Here is a 23807-nt window from a genome sequence, read left to right as displayed (position 1 = left end):
TCGAGGATTACCACCATCCACCCGTCCAACAAATCAGCGACCTGATCAATGCGCATTACTCACGGCGCACACGCAACCACTTGCGGATCCTGCAGACGTATTCACATGGTGCGAAATCCCGCCCGACAAGCGCTCGGGCGGGAATGCGATCTAGAATATCGCGGTCTCTCCATCCCCGGGGGTCAGGAGTTTGTCGGCAAAGCCTTGAGCGCGCGCAAACCCACGTAACCCCGCTCGGGTCACCGTACAGTGGTTGACGGCCTCCATATGCGAGGCGAAGAGGATGGCATCGGGCGCAGCCTGATGCACCGACAGCACATCGGCCGTACCCATGATGATGCCGCCGTCGATGCCGATCACCTTTGCATATCCCGTGTTCAGGATCGCAACATCGGGCTTTTGGGTAGCAAGAACGCCAGCGACGTCATCATTCCAAATTGTGTCGCCAGCCAGATAAACGACTTTCTCGTCGGCCTTTTTGAATACCACGCCACAGACCTCGCCAAGAAGCTTACCGATCTTCTCGTAAGCGGCATCGGTGCCATGGCGCCCCCTGGTCTTGATGAGTTGCACGCCATTGAAACTCGAACTGTCAGAAAGGACGCGAACGTCCGTGAAGCCCTGCGAACGGATTTTTTTCGCGTCGGCCTCGTTCTGGGCGAACAGTGGCAGACCTTTCGGCACCAGGTTGCGTGCCGCCTCGTCCCAGTGGTCCTCATGCAGATGAGTGACGATCACCGCATCGACGTCGATGATCTCCTCAATTGGAAGCGGCAGATGCACCATCGGGTTTCGCTCATCGCTGTTCACCGTACCCTCAAAACCAGGCCAAGCGTGACGTATGGACAGCATTGGATCAACGAGGAAACGGACCCCGCCATAATTTACATGGAGCGTCGCATTGCGGATCTGGGTGATTTTGATATCGCCGCTCGACAAGCTGCGCGCGCCTTGCGCCTGAGTGGGGACAGCAAGAGCCGTGGCGGAAATTGCCGCACCGGAAAGGGTAAGGAAGTCTCTGCGAGTCGTCATAATTTATGGCTCCCTATCTTCGTTCAGCGGGCCAAAAATTCTTCGGTTCCGATCACCTCGCCATAGAACATGGCCAGCGCGGCCATGATGCTGGCATGGACATGGGCAGCCGGAACGGTCGTGTCGCCAAAGACGAGGTCCATGGTTGCGCAGGCATCGTGGATTGTGATGGTGCGATAGCCAAGGTCATTGGCAGCGCGCACGCCGGCATCGACACACATGTGGCTCATGGCACCAACGATCACGACCTCGTCGACATCCTGCTGGTCGAGCAGGTCCTTCAAGCCAGTATCGCGGAAGGAGTTGGGGAATTTCTTAGTGATGACCGATTCATCGCCTTCAGGCAGAACCGCCGCGTTGATTTCGCTTCCTAGGCTGCCGGGAACGAAAAAGGGAGCACCAGGCGCTTCGTGCCGGATGTGGACGACCAGATCGCCTTTTTTACGGGCATGGGCAATGACCCGCGCAGCGTTGGCTGCCGCTGCATCGATCCCCTGAAGAGGGAGTTCTCCCGAAGGCCAGTACTCGTTTTGCAGATCAATAACGAGAATTGCGCGCTTCGACATGAGTCATTCCTTTGGGCCGGATTTCGATTGCACCACATATCGGTCGGGACGATGGTGGCCACCATTGGCGAAATCGACAGAAACAGGGTTAATAACGACAAATGGTACACACACAGATCGGAATCCTGCTTTATCCCGGCGGACAGATGTCCGCCGTTCTGGGATTGAGCGATCTGTTCAAGGTTGCCAACCGCATGGCGCTCGTCAAAAATTCAGAAGCACCCTGGTTGCGAGTGCGCCATCTACAAGCAAATGGTGACGCGGTGCCCGCAGTTGTTTTCGACAGTGACCCGGGGGACAACACCAACGAAGCCGAACGCTGCGATGTCCTGATCTTGCCCCCATCCCTTGAGACGCCGATCAGCAGCGCGGCTGCAACACTCTTGGCGCGCTGGCTCCGCGCACGCCATGCTGAAGGCTCAGTGCTGGCTTCGGTCTGCGGCGGCGCTTTTGTGCTTGGAGAGACAGGGCTGCTAAATGGGCGCGCGGTAACCACGCATTGGAGCTATTCCGAAACCTTCCGGGAACGATTCCCCGAGGCGAAGTTGGACACCGACAGGCTGATCATCGATGGGGGAGACATCGTCACCGCCGGCGGGCTGATGTCGTGGACAGATCTGGGGCTTAAACTGGTGGATCGTTTCCTCGGGCCTGTGGCAATGGCGGAAACCGCCCGGATGATGCTGGTCGATCCCCCGGGTCGTGAGCAGCGCTATTACAGCGGCTTCGTGCCGCGACTAAACCATGCGGATACAGCGATCCTGAAGGCGCAGCACTTCCTTCACACGAGCGAGGGCAAGGACGCGCGACTTTCGCTCCTCGCCGAACACGCGGGCATGGAACAGCGCACGTTCCTGCGTCGATTCCAGAAGGCCACAGGACTGACGGCAACCAACTATGCGCAGCGGCTGCGTGTCTCCAAGGCTCAAGAGCTGTTGCAATTCGGCATTCAACCTATTGAGCGCATCGCTTGGGAGGTCGGCTATTCAGATCCAGGGGCTTTTCGCAAGATATTCCTGCGCATCGTCGGCTTGTCTCCGGGCGAGTATCGGCAGAGGTTTCAGGCGTGAGATCGGCTCAAGACAGGAGCGTGTTCAACGCTGACGATCTCAGACTCCGACAGCATCCGCTAACGGCCGCGGCGTGAAGTGCCAGCATGCTGCTACGGCAAAGATTACCAGAACAAGTGCGACCTCGACCCCAATTGTGCGGCGAAGCCTCGTGATCGCGTTCGGATCATGACGCTCCGCCGACTCTGTTAGCCCGAAGCGATTGAGGGCTGCCACGAGGAATAGTGCGATAACCGGAATAAGTTTGACCATCAGCACTTGCCCATAGGCCGTCCCCCACAGTGCGTCGATGCCACCCAACTGAACAAGGGCGAGAACCATACCCGCCGCGATCAATGGCATCACGGCAAACGGGATTACTACTGAGAACCGACGCAGGACGGAGACGGCCTCGGGGCCGCGCGCCGCAAGTACTGCAACAAGCGGTATGAGAGACCCCGCCCAGAAGGCAATGCCGATAGCATGCAGAAAGACCGCGGGGCGCGTCAGCCATTGCGGATATGCCGCACCGCCATGACCGCCTGACGCAAGCGCTACGCCAACCCCCAAGAGCGCCGCCAGCGATAGAACCTTGCCAAGGACGCCTCGACTAAGGATCGCAACGAGCGCAGCAGCCATTGACGCGGTCGCGATAGCGGCGGTCAAACCGTAGCTCGTCGAGTATCCGGTCTTCCAGACGAGCTGCTGGCCCAGACCGGCTAAGCCCATACCAAGCGCATCAAGCCCCTGCATTCCTACCGAAAGCGGCGCCGCGACCAGAGAAAAGCCGACAACCCAAAGCGCTCCGCGCGACGCCAAGAGGGATCGACCGCCTATCCAGTTAACGAAGAACGCGCCGCCCACGCCAATGAATAGGCCAACATAGAGCGCTATCTTGCCGATCCAAATTGCGACGCTCACCGTCCAATAGATATCTTCACTCATGAGAGGCGCGCCACCAGCGCTAGAGCCGGACATAGAAAATACAGTCGCCCCGTCGACCGCGTGCCCAATCTGAGAAATGACCAACCAACTCGACGCATAGGTCTCGTTGGCGAGATCGGCGATTGCCTCGTCGAAAATGAGAGACGACGAGGTTGCCCGATCATCGTGCTGTAGGTCCGCCCAACGGCATTCATGGACGCATGGCCAAATGCCGGAGTAATAGCCGCTAGAAAGCGACCCGCGATGCAAAGGACAGCGTCGATTGTATCGTTCTTGTTCATGAGCGCATCCGCCTGCCCGCGCGGCCGTACCCTGCATCCGCGGGCCTTACAGACCCTTTCTTTGCAGAATGGCCCCGCCAAATTCTGTTGTCTTGCAGTGCAATAGCAGCCTGACCCGTCTGCGCCCTTGGACCGATTGTCCAATCCAACTTTTCTCTTTCCCGCGCTACCCGCTCATACGACGCACTCTAGACATGGGCAGACGGGATGACAGATGCACTCGCGCGATGGCTTTCGGAGAAGAATTACCGAGGTATAGCGATCAATTTTATTATGTTGACCGCTGTTCTGGCAGTGGCAGAAAGCGCCGGTCTATTTAGGGCCGTTGGCGGAGCCGCCATTGGTATAACCTGCATCTATTTCTTGTTTAGAGCCGCAAGCCTGACCGTTAGATCTTCATCAATTACGAATCTCTATCAGATCGCGCTGATCTGGATCCCAGGCGTCCTCGCCATCTGTCTGGCTTTGACTGGCCTCTATCTCGTCACCAGCACCGAACCAATGACCCTTGCCTACTTGCTTGGCGTGATCCTGTTCGGCTGCGAACTGGTCATGCTCACCATCGCCGCCGCCGATCTCGAAGGCGTCGTTAATGCGCCCATCACCCCGGTGGAGACGGCCTGATGGATTTTCCAGTCTTTCATCTCGATTTCCTCGGCAATCGCTACCTGATCGCCGGCATCGCCATCCTGCATGTGTTGATCAATCACGGCCTGGCCGTCGGCATGATGCCGCTCATCGCCGCAATGGAGTGGTATGGCCACAAGAAGCAGGACCCGCGTTGGGACAAGCTCGCCTACAAGATCCTGTTCGTCTGCTTCCTGATCACGACGACGGTCGGCGCACTTACCGGTGTTGGCATCTGGTTCTCGGTCTCGCTGGTCAATCCTTATTCAATCGCCAGCCTGATCCGGGTTTTCTTCTGGGCCTGGTTCACTGAATGGCTGGTGTTCGTCACCGAAGTCTGCCTCATCCTCGCCTACACTCTCACCTGGAAGAAATGGACCGCACAGGGGCCTGAATCCAAGAAGAGACACATCAGGCTCGGCTTCGCGCTGGCGTTCGCCTCCTGGGTGACGATGGCAATCATCGTCGCGATCCTCGGATTCATGATGGATCCCGGCAACTGGCTGACGGTTAACAGCTTCTGGACGGGTGTGATGAACCCGCTCTACATCCCGCAACTCGCCTTCCGGACCCCCCTCGCCGCGACCATGGCCGGCATCATCGCCATGTTCCTGATCCTCTTCTTCACGAAGAAACAGGATCAGTTCCGCAACGATGCGCTACGCGCTGTCGGATTGTGGACGCTGGCCTTCGCGCCGTTCGTTCTCGTCGCCGGCTGGTGGTACTACACCTCCGTTCCCGACGCGATGAAGGACAATTTGGGCGTCTCGCTGGGGACACTCGAGTTCGTTGATTGGCAGACAAAGTTCCTGCAGATCGCCGTCATCACTGTCGTAACAATCCTCCTGGTAGTGCAGTTCGCCATCTCCCGACCGAAGCTTCTGCCCAAGGTCGCGCTTGTTGTGCCCTTCGTCGCCATCCTCTGGATGACCGGACACTTCGAGCGGGTGCGCGAGTTCATCCGCAAGCCCTACGTGATCGGCCAGTACATGTATGCCAACGGCTTGCGCGTAGAAGACTACGCCCTGCTGCAGCGCGACGGCGTCCTCACATACGCGACCTATTCGAATCCCCTGACGGAGGCAGAGAAAGCCGAGCTCCCGAATGGGCTGTCAGAACCAGAGCGGACAGCGCGGCTGGAAGCGATCCAGAAGGGCAAGGATGTCTTCATGAATACCTGCACGCGTTGCCACACCGGGCATGGCGTAAACAGCATTACCGGTCACTTGCAGCGCATGTTCGGCGACCAGCCTTGGACGCCTGAACTAACCGCCGGCTACATCGAGAGCATGCATTATGCCCAACCCTATATGCCGCCGTTCCCCGGCAACAAGGCGGAGCTGCAGCTACTCGGCACGTATCTTCAGCACCTTCAGCAGAACAAGGCACCGATACCCGGCGCTCAATCGGTCGGTGTCATCGTGAGCGGCGCAGCCGCCGCCCGCTCCCCGGAGATGACCAATCAGACAGAGGCAGCCGTCCAATGAATGCGATTCCCGTCCCCAGAGATATTCCACTGCCGATGCCTGCACCCGAGCCGATCTTGATCGGCGTGCTGGTCATCTTCTTCCTGATGCATATCGTCTTCGTGAACTTCATGGTCGGCGGTGCCTTGCTGACATTCTGGTACCAGTTGCGCGGTTTGAAGGAGAAGCGTTTCGACGACCTGGCCTACGAGATTGCTTCCACCATCACTGCCAACAAGTCGATCGCGGTCGTACTCGGTGTCGGACCGCTGCTGGCGATCAACACGATCTATACGGTCTACTTCTACACGGCGAACGCTCTCACTGGCGCATTCTGGATCAGCATCATTCCGCTGGTCATCACAGCCTTCGTACTGACATACGTCCACAAATATCTCTGGCATCAGATGGAGAGGATGAAATGGCTGCACATCGGCCTTGCGGCAGTGGTGAGCCTGCTATTCCTGTTCATCCCGCTGATCTTCCTCACTAACATCAATCTGATGCTGTTCCCGGAAAAATGGGGGACGGTCCAGGGCTTCTTCTCGGCCCTGATGTTGCCGAACGTCTTCGCCCGGTATGCGCATTTCGTTCTCGCCTGCCCAGCCATGACGGGCCTTTTCCTGGTTTGGCTGTTCCGCAGAAAGGACGACGCAGAGATCGCTGCCACAGGCTTCGAGCGGACCGAACTTATCCGCAAGGGCTATCAATGGGCTTTCTGGCCAACCGCTGCGCAGTTTGTCATCGGTCCCATTGCCCTGCTTACATTGCCGGAGACCCAGGAGCCGATCCACTCCGTCATCGCCGTCTTCGGCGTTGCCATCCTCGTCTCGCTCGGCATGGCGCATCTGATGTTCACGGAGACGCGCCGCCCGGCTGAGACCATCGGCAAGAGCTTCGTACCGATCTGCGTCATGATGCTTGTCGTCGTCGGCTTGATGGGCACCGGCCGCCACCTCTATCGCGAAGCCGCCGTCACTCCCCATCGCGAACTCGTCCGCGCCAAGACGGCGGATTACATGCGCAAGGTCGACGAAGCGAACCGGCAAGCCGCGACTGCGGCAGAAGGTAGCGCTGAAGGAGTGTCGCAATGATCCCCGGCTCGCTCGAATCGGGCGAGCCGCTAGGCTTTTTGAGCGCCTTTCGCGACTTCAAGGTCTGGATCAAACGGTATTTCTGGCTCTGGATCGCCTACCAGACGCTCAAGGGCATCACGACCACGACCGTGATCTGGGTGCCGCTCGCATATATGTACTTCAAATAGGAGGATTGGACGCGCAACGTGACAGTTACCATTCACGACAAGACCAACAAGAAAAACCTGCTGCTGTTGATACAGCTGCGCTGGCTCGCTGTCGGCGGCCAGGTCATGACGATCTGTGTCGTGAACTATTGGCTCGGGATCACCCTTCCGCTCATGCCTATGGCCGGGGTGATCCTATTCCTCGTCGGCCTCAATGTCGTCAGCCTGCTGCGGCATCGAAATCAGTCCCTCGTTAGCAACACCGAGCTCTTTCTTGAGCTGCTGCTCGATGTCGCCGCCCTTACTGTCCAGCTTCACCTGAGCGGAGGCGCATCAAACCCGTTCATCTCGCTCTATCTGCTACAGGTGATCCTTGGCGCCGTGCTGCTGGAAGCTTGGTCGATCTGGGTCCTCGTCGCGATCTCCAGCGGATGCTTCATCTGGTTGACGACCAGCTATCGCGAGATCGAGATGCCGCACGTCCACGGCAACGATCTCTTCAACCTTCACATCCAGGGCATGTTCATCTGCTTCGTCCTCGCAGCCAGCTTGCTTGTCCTGTTTGTCACGCGGATACAGCGCAATCTTCGCGCCCGCGACGCGCAATCCGCGGAAGAAGAGCACATCGTCCGAATGGGTCTTTTGGCCTCCGGCGCCGCCCATGAACTCGGCACGCCACTGGCCACAGTCTCCGTCATTCTCAGTGACTGGCAGCGGATGCCGATGTTCAACACGCATCCGGAAATCGTCGAGGATCTCTCAGACATGCTCGGCCAACTTGACCGCTGCAAGGCAATCGTCTCTGGGATTCTGACATCTTCAGGCGCAACTCGCGGCGAAGGCACGGTTCGCACCACAATGAACCAGTTTCTTGATGGACTGGTGGACGAATGGCGCTCCGGCCGTCCCTCGATGCACATCGACTATAGCAATGACTTCGGGCCAGACATCCCGATTGTGTCAGACATCGCACTCAAGCAAGTGATCTTCAACGTCTTCGAAAACTCCTGGGAGGTGTCGCCTGAATGGATGAGGGTCGCCATCGGCCGGCACGGCGAGGATCTGGTGCTCGCAGTGAGCGATTCAGGACCGGGCTTCGACAAGGAGATGCTGGCGGAATTCGGTAAGCCCTATCGTTCGAGCAAGAACCGCCCCGGAAGCGGCTTGGGCCTGTTCCTGGTCGTCAATGTTCTGCGCAAGCTTGGCGGCACGGTTACGGCTAAAAATGGGAAGGACGGGGGCGCGTCAGTGACCTTGCGATTGCCACTCGCCTCTCTATCCCCCGGAGGTAGCGATGAAAGCTAAGCGCTCGCTGCTGATCGTCGAGGACGACGTGTCCTTCGCGCGGGCGCTGCGCCGTTCGTTTGAGCGACGCGACTATGAGGTGCATCTGTGCGACGGGTTGGAGGGGATGCGGGCGATCCTGGCGGACAACTCACCCGGCTATGCGGTTATTGACCTCAAGCTTCCTGGCGGGTCAGGGCTCGAATGTGTCAAAGCGCTTCACCGCCACGATCCCGATGTGAAAATCGTCGTCCTGACGGGCTTCGCCAGCATCGTCACCGCCGTCGAAGCAATCAAGCTCGGTGCCCGCCAATATTTGCCAAAGCCGTCGAACACGAACGACATCATAGCCGCATTCGATAAGGATGACGGTGATGCGTCGGTCCCGCTGACCGCCCGGCCGACCTCGATCAAGAATCTCGAATGGGAACGAATCCACGAGACACTTGCCGACGCGGAGTTCAACATTTCTGAAACGGCACGCCGCCTCGGTATGCACCGCCGAACGCTTGCAAGGAAGCTCGCGAAGTGGCGAGTGAATTGAGCCTTTTGTTGGCGCCTCCTCGCATCGCGGCGATGCTGTCCCCTGCGGGCTCCCTGGCAAAAAGCGCAAGATGGGGAGAACCTCAACACATTGACGACGGTCGCACGATGGGGCGCTACCGCCCTCCAGGCCGACTGTAACCGCATCATTTCCACCCGTTTGAGGACACCAGCTTCAAGCGACGTAGCGGCTTGCTGGAGCCATGGTGATCAGACACAGGTCCCGGCCCCCGGAACTACTTGTCCAGCAGTTGCTCATAGCGGCGATCGGTCAGTGTCTTTAGGAAGGCAACCAGCGCATCGATACGCCTATCGTCGAGACCCGGGCCGAATTCCAGTTCCTTGCGGGCGATGTCCGCCGGAATGTCGCTCGCATCCCAGGGGCGGCCAGTCTCCGGGTTGACCTGGCGCCTCACAGATTTTGAATTGTACTTGTCGTAGAAGAGGATGACCGTCCGGAGATCCTTGAAGACACCGTTATGCATGTAAGGGCCGGTTATGGCGACGTTGCGCAGCCCCGGCGTCCGGAACTGGCCGTCATGGCCGCCTCCAAGCGCACTTTCGCGGGCGCCCAATCCGTGGTCTTCGGCGGTGGCCAGCGCCGGATTGGCCGGCACGCCGATATTGTTAAAACTCGAATTGGTGAAGGTTTCGCTGGCGCTCCCGCCGGTTGCGCTCGACTTGTGGCAGAGGTGGCAGTTGGTGAACTGATTGGAGAAGAACAGGACGCGGCCCAGTTCCTCCTGGTCGGTCATCTTATATTCGCCGCGCAGCGATCGGTCATATTTCGAATCGAAGGGCGATACCGCCAGCCCGCGCTCGAACGCCGCAAGCGCTTTCTCCAGGGCGGCAAAAGAGCGCTTCTCGTCTTCGAAGATGTCATCGCCGAATGTCGCGCGGAATGCCGCCGCCGTCTCAGCTTTCCCTTTCAGGCGCGCCACAACATGCGCCTCGTCCGGCATACCCATTTCCACCGGGTTCAGCAGCGGCTGTCCCGCCTGCTCCTCCAGATCGCTCGCCCGCCCATCGCGGAACTGACCGCCAAAATAGTCGCCATTGGCCCCCTTGTGGAAGGGCGGCGTGAACGTCGCATAGGTGACGGTCGGTGTATTGCGGCTGCCGAGAGAAAGACCGTCATCGCCTAGGGAGACAGCGCCGCCGGCCGCATTATCCCGCGGATCGATGAAACCACGATCCGGATCGTGACAGGTGGCGCAGGACTGCGTCCGGTTCCATGAGAGATCGGGATCGACAAACAATTGCGCGCCCAATGCCTCGAGTGCGGTAGGCCGCGTGTCGCTGGCGACCCCTGGCGATAGGCTGACGGCGAGCCCGACGGAAATCGCTGCGGAGGCGGCCGCGGCGAACACAGCATGGGTTGACTTCATGGATCGCGACGCACCTTCGAGGAATAGGCGAGAACGAGATGACCCTTCTCGACCAGGGCGATCCAAGGCGATTGGACAAAGCGTCCAAGGCCGGCTCTTCCCCTAGGAGAGATTCGGTGTAGGCAAGCCAAGGCTTGAGAAGCGAGGCAATCTGGAAAACGTCGGAATGACGGCGGACCGAAACTTGCGTGTTTGGCGGCGACATTCCGGGGTAGCCTGCCACCATGCACTAGATTTGAAACAGACCACCTAATGGGGCAGTGCTGCGCCTAGGCTTTCGATGATGATCCGCGCCTAGGGCATGCGCTCGGCGCCTAGGCCGGCCATCCGGGAGATCCAGAGCATGACCAAGCCAGTCGTGGCCAGCATGATCAGGATCGGGATGACATAGAGCCCGGCATAGCCGGCCAGCGCCAAGCGATGAAGTAGAACTTGTTGGCGGTGAGAGGCTATGCAGCCGCCTCCCCCCACACACCGGCGCTAACCGGGGGAAGTGCCGTATCGGTCATGGTTTCCCTCCATCTCAGGCGCCACCGATCAGCCGCTTCAGCTTTTCCAGCATGGTGTTGCGCGCCTCGCCGTAGGCGAGCGTGCCCACGAAATTACCGTCCTTGTCCATTAGGTAGACCGAGGCTGTATGGTCGATGGTGTAGTCCCCACCATCGACAGGGATGCGCTTGTAGTAGACGCGGTAAGCCCTGGTCACCGTCTCGATCTCGGCCTCGGTGCCCGACAAGCCCTGGATGTGACTATCGAATGCCGAGGTGTAGCTCGCCAGTTCCTTGGGCCCATCACGCCCCCAATCGACAGAGACGAACGCAAAGTTCACCTTCTCGGCCTCAGGTCCGAGTTCCTTGATCAGGCCCGACAACTCATAGAGCGTGGTGGGGCACACCTCCGGACAGAAGGTGAAACCAAAGAAGATGGCCGTGGGCTTGCCAAGGAAGTCGGTTTGGGTGACCTGCTTCCCGTCACCCCGTGTGAGCGTGAAAGGGCCACCGATACTGGCGCCCCCCGTTCCGCTCTGTGCGGTCCCGCTCCGCCCCGGTGCCGCCTGCCGGGAGTTCACGAGTGCGGTGAATCCGACAAGCGTGATGGCTACCGCGAAGAGACCGCCGGCTAACAGGCCAATTTGGCGTGGGCGCATCAATGCTTCTTCCCATGTCCAGAGCCGTGATTGCCCTGCTCATCCATCCGGACCATGCCCTCGAAGAGCGAGAACCTGGCAACGACCTTCGGGTCCAGCTTGGCCTCCGCATCAGCCAGCCGGCCGCTGAGCGCTTCGGCTTCCGGCTGCGGCAGGCCAGCCTTCACCAAATTGCTGGCAGACTTGAGGTCGTCCCCACTGCACAGGACGATGCGCCATTCATGGCCGTGGCGACGAAGAAGAGCCCGCCCGCCTCGTTCAGCCTGCACCCAACCGGCCAGGGCGTAGTCTCCGGCTACCACGACAGGCGCGACGTCCAGAGGAGACTCCTTGCTGTCCCAGATCGATTTCATGACGTGTTCGATGGCATGCTCGTCGCCGCCCGCACTGGCCTGTCCGTCAACTCCATGACCGTGCTGGGCGCCATGGTCACCGTGCTCCATGGCCGGGGCACCGAGGGCGCCCGCCGCCAGTTCCACATCGACGGTGCCGGCATGCTCGAAGCGAAGTGTGACAGGGATCTTCGCACCTTCACGGATCGGTGCCTTGAGGTCGATCAGCATCAGATGATAGCCGCCCGGCTCAAGTTTAACGGTTTCGCCGGGAGGAAGCGCGAGACCATCCGGAAGCGCGCGCATTTTCATGACGCCATCCGTCACTTCCATGGTGTGGATCTCGACACGGCCGGAAGCCAGGGAGGAACCTCCCACGAGCCGGTCTTCAGTCTGGCCATGATTGGTCAGGTTGAGATAGCCGCCACCGACCCGCGCTGACGGTGGTGTCGCCCTAGTCCACGGGTGGCCGATTTTAATATCTCCGACCTTGTACTCGTGAGCAAAGGCGGAAGGCGCGACCAGCAGGACGGCGGCCGCGAGAAAGCGCGAAAAAGCTCGCATGATTGTTCTCCAAATGCGCAACAACAGCCGGCTCACCGGATGCGCGCCGAGCCGTGAAATCAGGTGTCAGATGGAGAGCGAGGGCGGCCCTCGGGCTTCGGGAACCAGTCGGGTTTCCGAAGGCGGGCCTCTTAAAGTGCCGGCCGGCCGCCATGTTGCGGGCCGCGACTCGACCTTGAAGGCGAATGCGACCGAGGACGGGGGGAACGAAGCTCCAATGGCGCTCGCAACCTGGCACAGGGTCGAACAGCAGTCGCGCGCCAGCGACTTGATCGGATCTTCATCGTTGGCCTCGCCCAGGGAAGAACAGATGATGAAGCGAGGCCCGGCCTCGGCTACGGCCATCGCCGTCTGGGCGTAGGCAGAGATCAGGCCTTGGGAGAGGAGGATATAGAAGACGCCGACCGCCAGAAGGGCAGTCTTCAGCTCTTGCCAGATGAGCTTGCGCAATTCGTCCATAAGTCGCTGATCGCACGTGGCAGATGGTTTGTCACCGTGACAATTCCCCTCTGGAAAAGCCTGAGTGGCCTTGGAGAGGTCACTTGGTTTCCGCCGGAAAGTCGACCTAGCGCCTCTCCTGGCCTCGAAATATATTGCCCCATGCCGCCCCGGATCAGCCATCCACAGTGGGCTAGTTGCTTTGGATGGCCCAGATCAGCGCGGGCCCGCCAGTGGAAACGCTGGTGTCTCTGCTACTGCAAGCCGTCTTCACCGCCTCGGCAAGCGACTTGTCTGAACGGTCAGAACTTTAAACTGACGCAGCTCGGCAACGAACTCTTCAACGGCTGCCGCTTTTTGACATCTTTTGATCCATCAAAAATAGTCTCGGATCAACACTCGGGCCGCTATACCTATTCTATCGGCTCACAGCGGACACGAGAAGGTCTCCACTGGCGAACTCGCCAGAATGAAACACAGAACTCTAGATCCAAGGGCGCTAGGTGACAGGGCCTTCGTTAAAGCCTGTCGAACCGACAAATAATGCGAGGAGATGTGACGAATGCTGACGGAGTTGGGATGCAAATCGCGCTGCGAGCGACTGTGGCGCGCGTTGCCGGCCAATTTGGATTGGGCCCTTGTTTCGGATCCACGCCATCTCATGTATTTCGCTAACTACTGCAATGACCCATTCGTATTTTCGTCCGACGGGGACAGCACGCAACTCCTTCTCGGTCGCGACGGCTCTTCTGTTCTGATTATCGACAACATGGGTGAAGCTTCTGCCCAAAGGGCTTTTATAGGTTCTGTCGTTGTCTCCATGTTCTACGATGGGACACATACCGCCCCGCAGCGAAAAGCGCTTGGTGCAGAGGCGGCGCTACGGCAACTGGAATCGCGTTCCATTTCCCATTTGGCGGTCGAAGGCGGCGCCGCGCCTGGAGCTACAGTGGCGGGCTTTCTAAAATCCCGCGCCGATAGATCCGTGTTCGATATGGACTGTACGATTCGACAACTCCGTCGCTGTAAGGATCCCGATGAGGTCGATCTACTCCGGGAAATCATGCGGGTTGCTGCTGAAGGACACGCCGCTGGCCTGGCACACACACTCCCTGGCATGACCGAACTGGATGTCTACGTGCTGGTCTCGGGTGCATGCGCCCGAGCCGCGCGGCGCCAAGTCACGGTCTATGGCGACTTCGTCAGCGGGGAACGAGCACTACTCGGCGGAGGCGGGCCTACCCAGCGAATTATTGAGCGCGGCGATCTTTGCATCCTAGACTTTTCGGTTTCGCTATTCGGCTACAGGTGCGACTTCGCCAATAGCTTTGTTGTCGGAGCTCCTCCATCCGCTGCTCAGAGGAAACTTCACCAGGCCTGCCTTGCAGCACTTTCGGCCGGGGAAAGGCGGCTAAGGCCGGGTGAGCCGGCGGCAGCTCTCTATGACGCTGTCCGAACCAGTTTTGTAGACGATGGTGTCGCATCTTGGTTTCCGCATCATGCCGGTCATGGAATAGGCCTTAATCACCTGGAACCCCCGTTCTTTGTTCCGAACTCGACCGAACTTCTCAAGCTAGGCGACGTGGTGACGATCGAGCCGGGGCTCTACAAACGCGGCGTGGGCGGTATGCGCGTGGAGCGAAACTATTTGATTACGTCAAACGGCTTTGAACTGCTCTCCAAGCACTACCTCAGCCTTGAACAGTCTCCGCCTACTAATGCCGGTCAAGCGTGGGACGAAATGTCCTAAACGGGGCCGAAAGCGGAATATCCGCTTCTCGGCTTGCTCGCCCATAACCGGACGGTCTGCTACCGGCCCCGAAACTGCCGGGCGGCTACGCGCCCGTTGCAGACATTGGGGTCGCTCCAGGAATAGGACCTTCAGCGTCGCCAGCCGACCGACTATCTCCAAACCGCATCGGCGGCCTGAGACACAGCCGGCATCCCGATGTACGCCCTAGATTTTTGGCCCATCGGGCTGACCCTCGGGCAACTGCTTGCCTAGGACTACTGAGCGGCGGGTCGGACGGACGTGTCCTCTCCCATCATACCTGGATCGCCTTCCACGAGATCCATCCACTGCAGCGCCCGACGGTCGGACTGCGCGACCACGTTGGGCGACGCGAAAACCCTCTCGCGAACCGACTTGAAGTTCTCCTGCCCCAGCGCATGCTCGAAATGCTCTGCAACGATCAGGTGATGGGCATGGTGCAGAACCTTGCCGCAGTCGCATTGGTCGGGGTGATCGACGCGTGTCCAGCCCCCGTCCGCGTCCGGCATAAAGTACATGCCCCGCGCTATACCAAAGCCCGAGGGTCGCGCGCCTGGATGCTCAATCTGCAACTCTGTCAGCAGGATCGCGCCGTCGGGCTGGGCCTCGACGTAGATGCCTTTGGTGTAGGCTGATCGATGCCCACTATAGGGATGGCGCACCAAACCGTCGATCTCGACCGCGACGCCGTTGTGCTCCCGCGCCAGATTGGTCAGGCGCGGAAAACGCATGTAGCCGGTCGCCGTGCCGTGAAACAGGGTCTCTTCAGTTAAAAAGAACGCCGTCTCGCCAAAACGCATGCCTGGCTTGACGCCGTCGGCGAGCCAGAAGCGGCGGTAGAATGCCGACAACGACCCTAGCCGCCGCAGGCCCCTAACGTCGTATTCCGGCAAGGGAAGGCCACGGTTGAAGAAATCAATGCCGAACTTGTCATCGACGTCGTTGCTCTCCAACTCGATCTTGACCCACGGGATCGACAACAGGGCGGCCAATACCGGATCGGTTCCGGGTCCCGGAAACAAGCGTTCGGTCGTGAGCTCGGCAGAACGCGAGGCACAGGCGGCAAACACCGCGTTCGGTGCGCGGATACGTGTGGTCACGCAATCGTCGGGCAGATTTTTTTGAAGGGGCCCGACCATAAAGGCCGATTGCGCGGCGCAGCGATGCTGGCCTTCACGCATGGTGATTTCCAAGAGATCGACGGGCTGAAGGTTGTGCGCGCGCAGCGCCTTGCGACTGATGGCGTACAGACAGCCTTCGCCTTGCGCTGGCTCGTACCAGGCGCGTTCACGCCTGACGAAGACCGGTTCCTCCCAGCAGTCTTCGATCATCTCGCCGCAGGACTCCGTCTTGTAGCGGTTAGCGGCGAACCAACACGCGACCACGGGATCTGACGTGGCGTCGAGAAAGAACGACCGCCAGCCGTAGTGCTGAAAGATCGCCTGGTCGATCGCCATGTCGCTCAGACCGTCGAACGCCTTCACGTAGGTCGCCAGAATGAGGCGCGAATAGTGCCACCATTTGAGCATGCGGGCGGGTTGGCAGCCGTAGCGCGTGAAGCTCGTGCGCAGATCTGGACCGCCGTCCTGGCGAAGGTATTCACGGTCCTGCCCGCGGAACAGCGACCCCGGCGCTAGGGCCTCCAGGGCGCGTTCAAGCGCCTCGATATCCTGGCAATCGATCGTGTCCATGGTCGCTGTTTCTCCCTCATCGCGTCGTCGTAAGGGGAACAGACCTCGCACGCGATATAGGACAGCGCCCGTCTCGGCCATGCGGTCTCCAACAAAATCACGTCTCCTCGCCTCAGCATGAGCCCTTCTACGCGACTTTGGCGACAGCTCCCGCCCGGCGTGGCCGGCGCAGGCTCACACCCACAAATGCGGACGTAGGCAGCCCGCCAAAAACTGGCCGCCGCGCCCAGCAACTAAGCTGCAGCGGAGACTAGGCCATCGTCGCCTGGCGGCTGAAGCTCATGGATCCGCAACGGGATTCCGGCGCTTTCGCACTTCCGCATCAGGAACGCGGCTTCAGAGGTATCGTGGGTCGACATCACCACCTGATATCCCAGCCGATGGACCATTTGGCGCATCAGATCCATGAAAGCGCTCGCGTGAATGACGTCGTTGTGCTGCAGCGGATCGTCCATCAGGAGGCCCCGCCACCGTGACCAGCGGAAACTGGTGCTGGCAGCCAGGAGAGCGCTCACGCTCAACGCCGATAGCTGTCCCTCGCTGAAGAAGAGGTTGGGATTGATCTCTAGGGTCGAGGTCGACCCGTCGCGTTCGGTCCGCACGGCGCTGGGCCGCAGCTCGGCGCGGGTGGCAAGATGCTCAGCCCTATAGATGATGGCCGAGTCCGACCACGTCATCAGCACTCGGCTGAAGCGCTGGATCGTCTCGTTCAGGGGCTGCAGGACATTCTGAGCGTAGTCGTCGGCCTTGGACTGCATGCCCGTGACTACGGTTTCCATCCGGGCGCGCGCCCGCTCGGCGCGACCGACTCGCGCCTGGGCATCTTCGACCGCCGCGGCGAAGATCGCCGACACGACGTCCGGTCCGCCGGCTGAAGCCGCTTGTTGATCGATCCGCCGGTTGACGTCGCGCAGCGCCTCGTCGTCGGTCCAGCGGCGATAGCCCGCCGAGAGTCTCTTCTGCCGCTCGGTCAGTTGAGCGACCGTTGAAATGCGGTCGTCGGCGAGGGCGAGTTGGGTAGCCAGACGTGCAACATCGGGGTCGCCGGTCAGACCGCCGGCCGTCCAGGCCTCGGCGATGGTCCGGCGGCGCTCGGCCCCTTGCTGAAGGCGCAGGTTTCTGGCCTTGACTGACGACTCCTCGGCGGCGGCGCGACCGCGTAGCGCTTCCCGCTGACCGCGTTGGGCGTCCAGCGCCGCCTGAAGCGCCAGCGCCTCGCGGGAAGCCTCGTCGACCCGGCGGGCGGCCGCGGCGCGAGCAGCCGCGATATCGATGGCGAGGCCGGCGACGGCGGTCCAGACCTCGGGAGTCTGGCGCAGGACCGCGCGCGCAGTTTCGGCAATGCCGAGTTGCTCGGCCTGCCGGCGCATCAACTCGGTTCGCCGCGCGGTCTCGGCATCCAGGCTCGCAATAACCGCTTGCTGCTCGGCGCGGAGATTCTCAAGCGGCGTCTGTGTCCTTACTAGCGAATCGAGTGCTTGGAAGGCGGCGGCCAGGTCGGCCACGGTCGTCCGCGCCCCGTCGAGGTCCGGTGCCGAGGACGTGGTATCGCCCGCCTCCGCTAGTTTCTGCATCAGGGATTGCTCGGCCGCGCGTTGCTGCGCGATGGCGGCCTGGGTTTGGATCTGCTGAGCGAGGGCTAGGTCGACGGCACGAAGACCATCGGTGGCCGCGGTCCGACGCGCCTCCGCCGCTGCGAGCGCGTCTGCGAGTTCAAAGGCTGAAGAGGATCGGCCTGTTGGCCGCGCCTGAGCGGCGCGGAGCAATTCCCCGACCGCGAACGGCGAGTTACAGACTGGACAGTTCTTATCCTCTTGCGTCAGATGGGCGGCGATGGCGGCGACCGCTTCGGCGATCGCACTTGTCCGCTCGTCCAGCTTGCGCAGCTCGGCGCCCAGACGCGCGACGTCTGCTTCGGCGGCCGATTGCGCGGCGATGCGCTCTTTGCGCTGGCGCCGAAGCGCTTCGGCGTCCGTCCCGGCGGCCAGCTCGGTCAAGCGCAATATCTCGGCACGGATCTCAAGCCAGTGCTCGGTCAGCTCGAGCCGCCGGCGGGCATTGGATAGCTGCGCCGACATGCGGCCGCGCTCTTCGAGCTGCGCCGTCGATTGAGTGAGGCGCTGAAGAACGTCAGCCTGTCGCGCCAAGGCGGCTTCGACGGTCCTGTCGCTAGCATCGAGCCCTGCAAGAGCTTCCTGCAGCGCGTGCTCGGCGGCGACCAACTGCCCGGCGGCAACATCCGCTCGCGTCAGGACGCCGACCTGTGCCTGGGCTTCGGTCAGGCGTCGCTGGCCCGCCGCGACCGCATCCTCGGCACTGATGATCGCCGCTTCGACGCCGGAAAGCGCCTCGGTGGCCTCTAACTGGCGGCGTTCGGCGCCCGCGACAAGTTCATTCAGTGATGCGATCTCGGAGACGACGGCTGCATATTCGGTAGCGCGCGTTTCGAGGGAGCGCAAACGGGTCTGGTCCCGCAGCGCACGGTCCTCGGCCGTAGCGCAAAGAGTGGCGAGGCGACCCAGGAGGGCTTCCGGAGCTTCGCCGGTCTCCGCATCGCTCCATCGTAGACCCGACGTCACTTCCACGATCCGACGCGCCAAATCGTTGGCCGCGACGATGAGCTGAGTCGGAGCGACGGCGTCTTCTGAGGCCGACAGCTGGGTCAGCCGGTCCCGCTCCGCCAGCAATTGAGCCCAGGCCGCATAGTTGGCATTGAGCTCAACGAGGCGGTTTGAGGCCTCGCGGATGACGCGGGTGAAGGCTTGGCGTGCGGCCTGGCCGCCCAAGCGCTCCTTTGCATGGTTGATCCGATCCACGCCCGCCGGGCCTTTTAGAGCTTCCCACTGATCCTTCGGTTTGCGCACGGAGAAACGCATGCTGGCCGCCTGGCCGAGGAAATGTGTGATCGAGAGGTAGCGGTGCAAATCGCTGATCTCAGACCAGCCGGGACGTCGCAAGAGGCCGGCGACCTCGGCTTCCGTTGGGTTGAGCCCCTGGCCCCTGTCGATGGGAGTGCCATCGCTGAACACAACACCGACGCGATGGCTACCTTCCGGCTGGCCGAGGCGTGTCAGCGGATTCCGCTCCTTTCGACGACCGTCCACGGGCACGTCGGAGAACCGGCTGACCTCCCCGGTCAGAGCCCATTCGATGCCGTCGAACAGCGTCGTCTTGCCGAGGCCGTTAGCCCCGACGATGAGCGTGACCCCGGGTTGCGGGTCGAAATCGAACCCATAGCTGTCGCCGTACACCCGGAAGTTCGAGAGTTCGACACGCCTGAGGAACAGGTCGGTCATTCCGCATCCCCTTCCAAGTCGATGATCCTGTTCACGATGCCTTCGGCGTCCAGCTCTTCGTCGTCCACGAGCGCCTGCCAGCCCGACGGAAGGCCGACATCGGCCATCTGATCGAGCTGCGCCTTGATCTGCTCTTCCTTGTCCCACGGCGTCGCGACGAAAGTGCGTCCCAAGAACTCGACCGCGGACTCCAATGTCGGCGAACCGTCAAATAACCACATGAGTTTACGGCAAATCCGGTCGTCCGCCTCTACCCCGGCCGCGAGCTGCCACCAGCTCCTATGGCTCAGCGCCCCCAGCGGGCCGACCAAGAAGAGTTGGAGATTGGGGCCCTCCGCGCCGAGCCATGAGCGTGCGATTGTCGCTTGGTTGCGATAGCGACGGAGTTGATCGGCCACCACCGCCAGGTTCGGCGGACCATGGATCTCGCCGATCAGCAACGGCGCGCCGTCCACCCGGAAGGCGACCACTTGCCTCGGGAGATCCTTTTCATTTCGCTGGAAGGCCGGTCGCCTAGACGCGGAGCTCAGGACCTCGGCGTTGAACGCAGGACCCGTCCATTCTGGTGGAGCGGGTGCCACATCGCTGCCCAGGGTCTCGGCCGCCTGCAGGATTAGTTCGTGGAAGTGAGGGCCCTGTTTCATGCTCAAACCTCGATTAGGTTGGCGGCGGCAGCGGCGCGCGCGTCGATCACGCCGTCGAGGTAGGCGGACAAGGCTGGCCGTCCCGCCTCGAGGGCGTTGAGAAACACGTCGTCGGCCCCCAAAATCAGGGGTCGCTCGGCGAGCGCTACCTCTCCCACACGCGGACGATCTCCGACGCGCAGGTCAAGGCGCGGCTCCGCGTACAGGAACTCGGCGGCAACCCTGAGCTCGGCGAGAAGAATGATCGCGGCCGACCAGTTCAGCTCGGCGACCCGCGGGCCCACGACGCGACCTTCGATCCAGCTCACGCCGCAGGCGTGTCCTGAAAGACCATCACCCTGGAGGTTGCCTGGATGCGCAAGTGCCGGGCCTAGTGGCTTGCCGGCCCCCAGTACGAACGCGAGCGCGAATAAGGTAGCTTTCAGCAGGTGCGCCCGCAGAGTTTTGGGCCCCACGCGGACCAGCGGCTCATTCGCCACGTCGATGAAGTCTTCGTCGTCGGCGAGCAGCAGCAGGAAGCGGCGGATTGCGGCGACGTTCGCATCGAGAGCGACCCGCCACGTTTGCCAGAGCCCCCAGAGTGCTCCCCGCAGCTCCGTCTCGATCACCCAACCGCACTCCATGGGATCGGGTCGCGCCAGGACGTCGAAGAGCGCGTCCTGAAGGTTGGCTAGGGTCTCAGCGTCAAGGGCGGCCTGCGCCGTTTCGACAAAAGCGGCCACCGAAAGCGGCCGCGAGCCGACCGCCAAGCTCAGGGGGCGAAGGTCCTCGACACGGAAGTGAAAACTGATGTCGCTCGGCATGGCACGGCCCCGCACCGCGTCCCGCAGAAGCTCGTCCCAACGCCGCCGGTCGGCGGCATAGATCGTGGCGCTCGGCGCATGACCGCCAAAGCGTGCCAGCAGCGCCAGGAGTTGTGGGGAGTCCGTCGGCCGCAGGGCGCAGTCGACGACCAGCGGGCGTTGGTTGCGCCACGCCAAGCCGAATGCCTCCGGGGCAAGTTCGCAAGTCATCAGAAGATCACCGTTGGCGGCGCGGTCGATCCTAAGGCCGAGCGCTGCCTCGTCGGCGGGCCTGCTGGCGGCGACTACCGGCGCGTCGGGGGTCTGGAAGGTTCCGAACGCGGCCACGGCGGCCACTGAGAGGCCCGGCGTCGCGGGGCGGAAGATCGGAGGTGGTGTAAGGGCGTCCGCAGGCATGCGCTCCCGCAGCGCCTGGAACGGGCCGAGATTTGCCGCGGTGTCCGGTCCGAGACGCAAGTACCGCCGGAAGGGCCGAAACGGAGCCTCGCCTTCGAGGGTGATATCGCCATCCAGCGGGACATCGCCCACGAACGACGCGCCGGTGGTTATCTGGAGCGCGTTGTAGTGGAAGTTGCGGTCCACCTCGAGCAGCAGAGCGCATCCGAAGCGGTTGAGGACAGCCGTGTCGCGCTTAAACAACTGCAGCTCGTTGGTGTGCAACCGTACGGTCACATTGCGGCGCAAGCGCTCGCCCACGTCGGCAAAAATACTTGGGGGCACTAGCGGCATGACGCGCGTCCTATACGCCTCGCGGAGGTCGATCGCCGCCCCAGCCGCCCACGCTTCCTGGTCGATGAGCGCAAGTTCCGCTTTCGCCAACGGAATATCGAGGCTGACGATGAATTCGCAGATTTGCTTATGGGTCATGGGGACCAACGCGGCCGACATGAAGTCCACCAGGCCGCCATCGCCGTTTCCAGAGATGAAGATGGGTTGCACACCCGGCGCAAGGATTGGGGACTCCAGCTCCGACACCGTCCAGTAGGACGGCGTGACCCCGGAGATGGACCGCTCGAGCCCGAAGCCGACACTCAGGATCACGACGTCATAGATTTCCGGCACGTGCGGGCCCGTGCCGAGCAGGACGCGGGCCGACATGCGCTCAAACGGCACAACGCCGGACACGCTGGTGTTAACGCGCAATTCGATTGCCGACGTCCGGGCCACCTCGTCGAACTGGTCGCGAAGATGGCGCTGGACGTCGCGCGCCAGGCCGGCCCGCCAGTTCATGAACGGCAGACCCGCCGATGGATTGGCGGCGGACTCGGCCGGCCAATCATAGTTGTGCGGATGAAGATATCGCCCGCTGTTCTGCTGAAGCTGCAACACTTCAGGAAGCTTTTCGTAGACATGGATCACCCGCAATCCAGGGGCTCCGCGGGCGAACGCGACGGCAGCCGTGAGACCGGCGGCTCCACCGCCAACGATCGCGACACGACCTTCTGCCCGCACCAACCCCTGATCGAGGATCGCGGCGACGAGATTGATCGCGCGTACCTGCTGTGAATAGACCGTGACGCGCTTTTCGAAGCAGCCAAGGAAAAACACGCTCCGAGTGCCGGGAACGAGCGCGTGTTCGATTGTCTCAGTAGGCGTTATCACGATCCGAAAACCTTAGGCTCGTAGGGCCAGCGGCCGATGCAGATCACGAAGGCCTCGGCAACTCTCTGCCCTCGCAAGTCCAGTCCTCAAGGCGAGAATGAAATTCTCCTCGGCTCTCGCTTTACTTGAAGTTGCAGGCAAGCGCCACAATACCCGCAGTACCGGACGGTCTTGCAGCGACTGGCGCTGGAGCCGCATCGCCGGCTGGTTTGATATTGAGCCTACGCCCTTTGACGGCATGGTGCGCCCACTTGAAAAGACGGCGCGCTCTGCCCTGCATCGCTGAGGTGACGGACTAGCGGAGCCTAATCTCGCCCGTCTGTCCTCGCCCGGGCACACAGACGCCGACCTGGTCCGGCCAATCGAGGTTATGACGGAACATGTCCAAGAGCCGACGGCTGGGCTTCAGGGAATACCAACCTACCGATGAAGCGTTCTTCGATCTCTTCGTGCAGATCGCCTAATCCCCTAATGGCCCGTGCTTTGGCTGCCGCCGCCACGGAGTCACGACCTCTGCATCAATGTCACCGGGGCAGCGGGGAAATGCAGGATCCCGTAATTCGCCAAAGATAGCGGATGGTTGTTTGCGGCCAACATCGGTCGCCACAGCCGCGGTAGCGAGCCTGCCCGAAACCGTCTGCAAGGGTCCTGTGCGGCGCCCGCCCTTGAGACGTCCCAGCTTCCGGCCGTCCCCGCCGTCTGATTTCATCCTTGCTGAGGGCCGGCTCCCAATCCCATAAGAAGGATCGCTGCCACGCCGCGTGTCTCGCGAATACTATCTAGCCAAACCTACTCACGCGGCTTCCAAGCCACAACCGCAACCCTCGCCTGTGCCGGTTCAAGTTTTTTCGCTTCAGCCGCATAGTCGATTTTGTGGACTCGGCCTTCAATGGTAATGAGCCGCACGAGAGTTCTCGACGCTATCTCAAGCATATTGGCGATCTTGAGCATTTTTTTCAGTGCGTCACGGCCGTCGCTCAATGACGACAACTCGCTCTCGATCAGCTCTGACATTGCCTCTTCATGTGCCCTGTGAAGAGAAAGAAGCCGGGCGATATCCTCCTTCTGCTTCCCGATTACTGCGAGCTTCTGCGC

At 61.2% G+C, this 23807-nt stretch carries 20 protein-coding genes and 1 pseudogene; 9 read left to right on the top strand and 12 right to left on the bottom strand.

The genetic code is table 11. The annotated features are described in order from the left end of the window. Positions 1 to 150: 150 nt before the first annotated feature. The gene (locus tag OSH12_RS25495; RefSeq protein WP_266346463.1) at positions 151 to 1032 is read right to left on the bottom strand and encodes an MBL fold metallo-hydrolase; all 882 of its coding nucleotides are present in this window, start codon (positions 1030 to 1032) and stop codon (positions 151 to 153) included. 23 nt (positions 1033 to 1055) lie between these two features. Next, complete coding sequence (locus OSH12_RS25490) at positions 1056 to 1598, bottom strand: cysteine hydrolase family protein (RefSeq protein ID WP_266346462.1); 543 nt, start codon at positions 1596 to 1598, stop codon at positions 1056 to 1058. A gap of 146 nt (positions 1599 to 1744) precedes the next feature. On the opposite strand from OSH12_RS25490, the gene OSH12_RS25485 reads away from it, so the two are divergent. Further along, entirely contained in the window at positions 1745 to 2668 is a 924-nt protein-coding gene (locus tag OSH12_RS25485) for a GlxA family transcriptional regulator (protein ID WP_266346461.1), read from the top strand. A 39-nt stretch (positions 2669 to 2707) separates the two neighbouring features. On the opposite strand, the gene OSH12_RS25480 is transcribed toward OSH12_RS25485, so the two are convergent. Then, a complete protein-coding gene (locus tag OSH12_RS25480) occupies positions 2708 to 3592 on the bottom strand; it encodes a copper resistance D family protein (RefSeq protein ID WP_266346460.1) in 885 nt (294 codons plus the stop codon). 488 nt (positions 3593 to 4080) lie between these two features. On the opposite strand from OSH12_RS25480, the gene OSH12_RS25475 reads away from it, so the two are divergent. Genes OSH12_RS25475 through OSH12_RS25450 form a run of 6 tightly spaced genes read left to right on the top strand, consistent with a single transcriptional unit; the run spans position 4081 to position 9037 of the window. Next, positions 4081 to 4497: a hypothetical protein gene (locus OSH12_RS25475; RefSeq protein ID WP_266346459.1), complete on the top strand. Its 417-nt coding sequence runs from the start codon at positions 4081 to 4083 to the stop codon at positions 4495 to 4497. After that, positions 4497 to 5987 carry a c-type cytochrome gene (locus tag OSH12_RS25470; protein ID WP_266346458.1) on the top strand — a complete coding sequence of 497 codons (1491 nt, stop codon included), beginning with the start codon at positions 4497 to 4499 and terminating at the stop codon, positions 5985 to 5987. Before OSH12_RS25475 ends, OSH12_RS25470 begins: the two co-directional genes overlap by 1 nt. Before the next feature lie 35 nt (positions 5988 to 6022). Next, complete coding sequence (locus OSH12_RS25465; protein ID WP_266346457.1) at positions 6023 to 7060, top strand: hypothetical protein; 1038 nt, start codon at positions 6023 to 6025, stop codon at positions 7058 to 7060. After that, positions 7057 to 7230 (top strand): hypothetical protein, encoded by a 174-nt coding sequence (locus OSH12_RS25460; RefSeq protein WP_266346456.1) that lies wholly within the window; start codon positions 7057 to 7059, stop codon positions 7228 to 7230. Before OSH12_RS25465 ends, OSH12_RS25460 begins: the two co-directional genes overlap by 4 nt. A gap of 18 nt (positions 7231 to 7248) precedes the next feature. Further along, positions 7249 to 8514 carry an ATP-binding protein gene (locus OSH12_RS25455; protein WP_266346455.1) on the top strand — a complete coding sequence of 422 codons (1266 nt, stop codon included), beginning with the start codon at positions 7249 to 7251 and terminating at the stop codon, positions 8512 to 8514. Next, a complete protein-coding gene (locus tag OSH12_RS25450; protein ID WP_266346454.1) occupies positions 8504 to 9037 on the top strand; it encodes a response regulator transcription factor in 534 nt (177 codons plus the stop codon). Before OSH12_RS25455 ends, OSH12_RS25450 begins: the two co-directional genes overlap by 11 nt. 235 nt (positions 9038 to 9272) lie before the next feature. On the opposite strand, the gene OSH12_RS25445 is transcribed toward OSH12_RS25450, so the two are convergent. The 4 genes from OSH12_RS25445 to OSH12_RS25430 all read right to left on the bottom strand — a co-directional run bounded on the left by OSH12_RS25445 (position 9273) and on the right by OSH12_RS25430 (position 12926). After that, on the bottom strand, positions 9273 to 10424 hold the full coding sequence (locus OSH12_RS25445; RefSeq protein WP_266346453.1) for a cytochrome-c peroxidase: 1152 nt from the start codon (positions 10422 to 10424) through the stop codon (positions 9273 to 9275). A 523-nt stretch (positions 10425 to 10947) separates the two neighbouring features. After that, positions 10948 to 11571: an SCO family protein gene (locus OSH12_RS25440; protein WP_266346452.1), complete on the bottom strand. Its 624-nt coding sequence runs from the start codon at positions 11569 to 11571 to the stop codon at positions 10948 to 10950. After that, entirely contained in the window at positions 11571 to 12467 is an 897-nt protein-coding gene (locus OSH12_RS25435) for a copper uptake system-associated protein (RefSeq protein ID WP_266346451.1), read from the bottom strand. The genes OSH12_RS25440 and OSH12_RS25435 overlap by 1 nt, the downstream gene beginning before the upstream one ends. Before the next feature lie 66 nt (positions 12468 to 12533). Continuing rightward, positions 12534 to 12926 carry a hypothetical protein gene (locus OSH12_RS25430; RefSeq protein ID WP_266346450.1) on the bottom strand — a complete coding sequence of 131 codons (393 nt, stop codon included), beginning with the start codon at positions 12924 to 12926 and terminating at the stop codon, positions 12534 to 12536. A 541-nt stretch (positions 12927 to 13467) separates the two neighbouring features. Here OSH12_RS25430 and OSH12_RS25425 point away from each other — a divergent pair. Next, positions 13468 to 14655, top strand: coding sequence for a M24 family metallopeptidase (locus OSH12_RS25425; protein ID WP_266346449.1), 1188 nt, complete (start codon positions 13468 to 13470; stop codon positions 14653 to 14655). A 257-nt stretch (positions 14656 to 14912) separates the two neighbouring features. Here OSH12_RS25425 and OSH12_RS25420 read toward each other — a convergent pair whose 3' ends face one another. From OSH12_RS25420 to OSH12_RS25405, 4 genes are all read right to left on the bottom strand, one after another. Then, positions 14913 to 16367 (bottom strand): FRG domain-containing protein, encoded by a 1455-nt coding sequence (locus OSH12_RS25420; protein WP_266346448.1) that lies wholly within the window; start codon positions 16365 to 16367, stop codon positions 14913 to 14915. 233 nt (positions 16368 to 16600) lie between these two features. Then, positions 16601 to 19663, bottom strand: a complete 3063-nt coding sequence (locus OSH12_RS25415; protein ID WP_266346447.1) for an AAA family ATPase — start codon at positions 19661 to 19663, stop codon at positions 16601 to 16603. Continuing rightward, positions 19660 to 20307, bottom strand: a complete 648-nt coding sequence (locus OSH12_RS25410) for a hypothetical protein (protein ID WP_266346446.1) — start codon at positions 20305 to 20307, stop codon at positions 19660 to 19662. The genes OSH12_RS25415 and OSH12_RS25410 overlap by 4 nt, the downstream gene beginning before the upstream one ends. A gap of 2 nt (positions 20308 to 20309) precedes the next feature. After that, on the bottom strand, positions 20310 to 22658 hold the full coding sequence (locus OSH12_RS25405; protein WP_266346445.1) for an ABC-three component system protein: 2349 nt from the start codon (positions 22656 to 22658) through the stop codon (positions 20310 to 20312). A gap of 235 nt (positions 22659 to 22893) precedes the next feature. Here OSH12_RS25405 and OSH12_RS25400 point away from each other — a divergent pair. After that, positions 22894 to 23176 (top strand): annotated as a pseudogene (locus OSH12_RS25400) (NAD-dependent dehydratase); the annotation flags it as partial. 325 nt (positions 23177 to 23501) lie between these two features. Here the strand turns inward: OSH12_RS25400 and OSH12_RS25395 are convergent. Next, the coding region (locus tag OSH12_RS25395; RefSeq protein WP_266346444.1) for an SNARE domain-containing protein at positions 23502 to 23807 on the bottom strand (306 nt) is incomplete at its 5' end.

The sequence above is a fragment of the Kaistia terrae genome, from assembly GCF_026344005.1.
In the GTDB taxonomy this organism is placed as follows: Bacteria; Pseudomonadota; Alphaproteobacteria; order Rhizobiales; family Kaistiaceae; genus Kaistia; species Kaistia terrae.
Note: the sequence above shows the minus strand (reverse complement) of the source record. Positions and strands in the feature narration are given on the sequence as shown.

What these genes read in the sequence shown, in the direction of transcription:
- OSH12_RS25495 (WP_266346463.1), bottom strand. Translation starts at nt 1,032, where the DNA reads ATGACGACTCGCAGAGACTTCCTTACCCTTTCCGGTGCGGCAATTTCC.
- OSH12_RS25490 (WP_266346462.1), bottom strand. Translation starts at nt 1,598, where the DNA reads ATGTCGAAGCGCGCAATTCTCGTTATTGATCTGCAAAACGAGTACTGG.
- OSH12_RS25485 (WP_266346461.1), top strand. Translation starts at nt 1,745, where the DNA reads ATGTCCGCCGTTCTGGGATTGAGCGATCTGTTCAAGGTTGCCAACCGC.
- OSH12_RS25480 (WP_266346460.1), bottom strand. Translation starts at nt 3,592, where the DNA reads ATGAGTGAAGATATCTATTGGACGGTGAGCGTCGCAATTTGGATCGGC.
- OSH12_RS25475 (WP_266346459.1), top strand. Translation starts at nt 4,081, where the DNA reads ATGACAGATGCACTCGCGCGATGGCTTTCGGAGAAGAATTACCGAGGT.
- OSH12_RS25470 (WP_266346458.1), top strand. Translation starts at nt 4,497, where the DNA reads ATGGATTTTCCAGTCTTTCATCTCGATTTCCTCGGCAATCGCTACCTG.
- OSH12_RS25465 (WP_266346457.1), top strand. Translation starts at nt 6,023, where the DNA reads ATGCCTGCACCCGAGCCGATCTTGATCGGCGTGCTGGTCATCTTCTTC.
- OSH12_RS25460 (WP_266346456.1), top strand. Translation starts at nt 7,057, where the DNA reads ATGATCCCCGGCTCGCTCGAATCGGGCGAGCCGCTAGGCTTTTTGAGC.
- OSH12_RS25450 (WP_266346454.1), top strand. Translation starts at nt 8,504, where the DNA reads ATGAAAGCTAAGCGCTCGCTGCTGATCGTCGAGGACGACGTGTCCTTC.
- OSH12_RS25445 (WP_266346453.1), bottom strand. Translation starts at nt 10,424, where the DNA reads ATGAAGTCAACCCATGCTGTGTTCGCCGCGGCCGCCTCCGCAGCGATT.
- OSH12_RS25440 (WP_266346452.1), bottom strand. Translation starts at nt 11,571, where the DNA reads ATGCGCCCACGCCAAATTGGCCTGTTAGCCGGCGGTCTCTTCGCGGTA.
- OSH12_RS25435 (WP_266346451.1), bottom strand. Translation starts at nt 12,467, where the DNA reads ATGCGAGCTTTTTCGCGCTTTCTCGCGGCCGCCGTCCTGCTGGTCGCG.
- OSH12_RS25430 (WP_266346450.1), bottom strand. Translation starts at nt 12,926, where the DNA reads ATGGACGAATTGCGCAAGCTCATCTGGCAAGAGCTGAAGACTGCCCTT.
- OSH12_RS25425 (WP_266346449.1), top strand. Translation starts at nt 13,468, where the DNA reads ATGCTGACGGAGTTGGGATGCAAATCGCGCTGCGAGCGACTGTGGCGC.
- OSH12_RS25420 (WP_266346448.1), bottom strand. Translation starts at nt 16,367, where the DNA reads ATGGACACGATCGATTGCCAGGATATCGAGGCGCTTGAACGCGCCCTG.
- OSH12_RS25415 (WP_266346447.1), bottom strand. Translation starts at nt 19,663, where the DNA reads ATGACCGACCTGTTCCTCAGGCGTGTCGAACTCTCGAACTTCCGGGTG.
- OSH12_RS25410 (WP_266346446.1), bottom strand. Translation starts at nt 20,307, where the DNA reads ATGAAACAGGGCCCTCACTTCCACGAACTAATCCTGCAGGCGGCCGAG.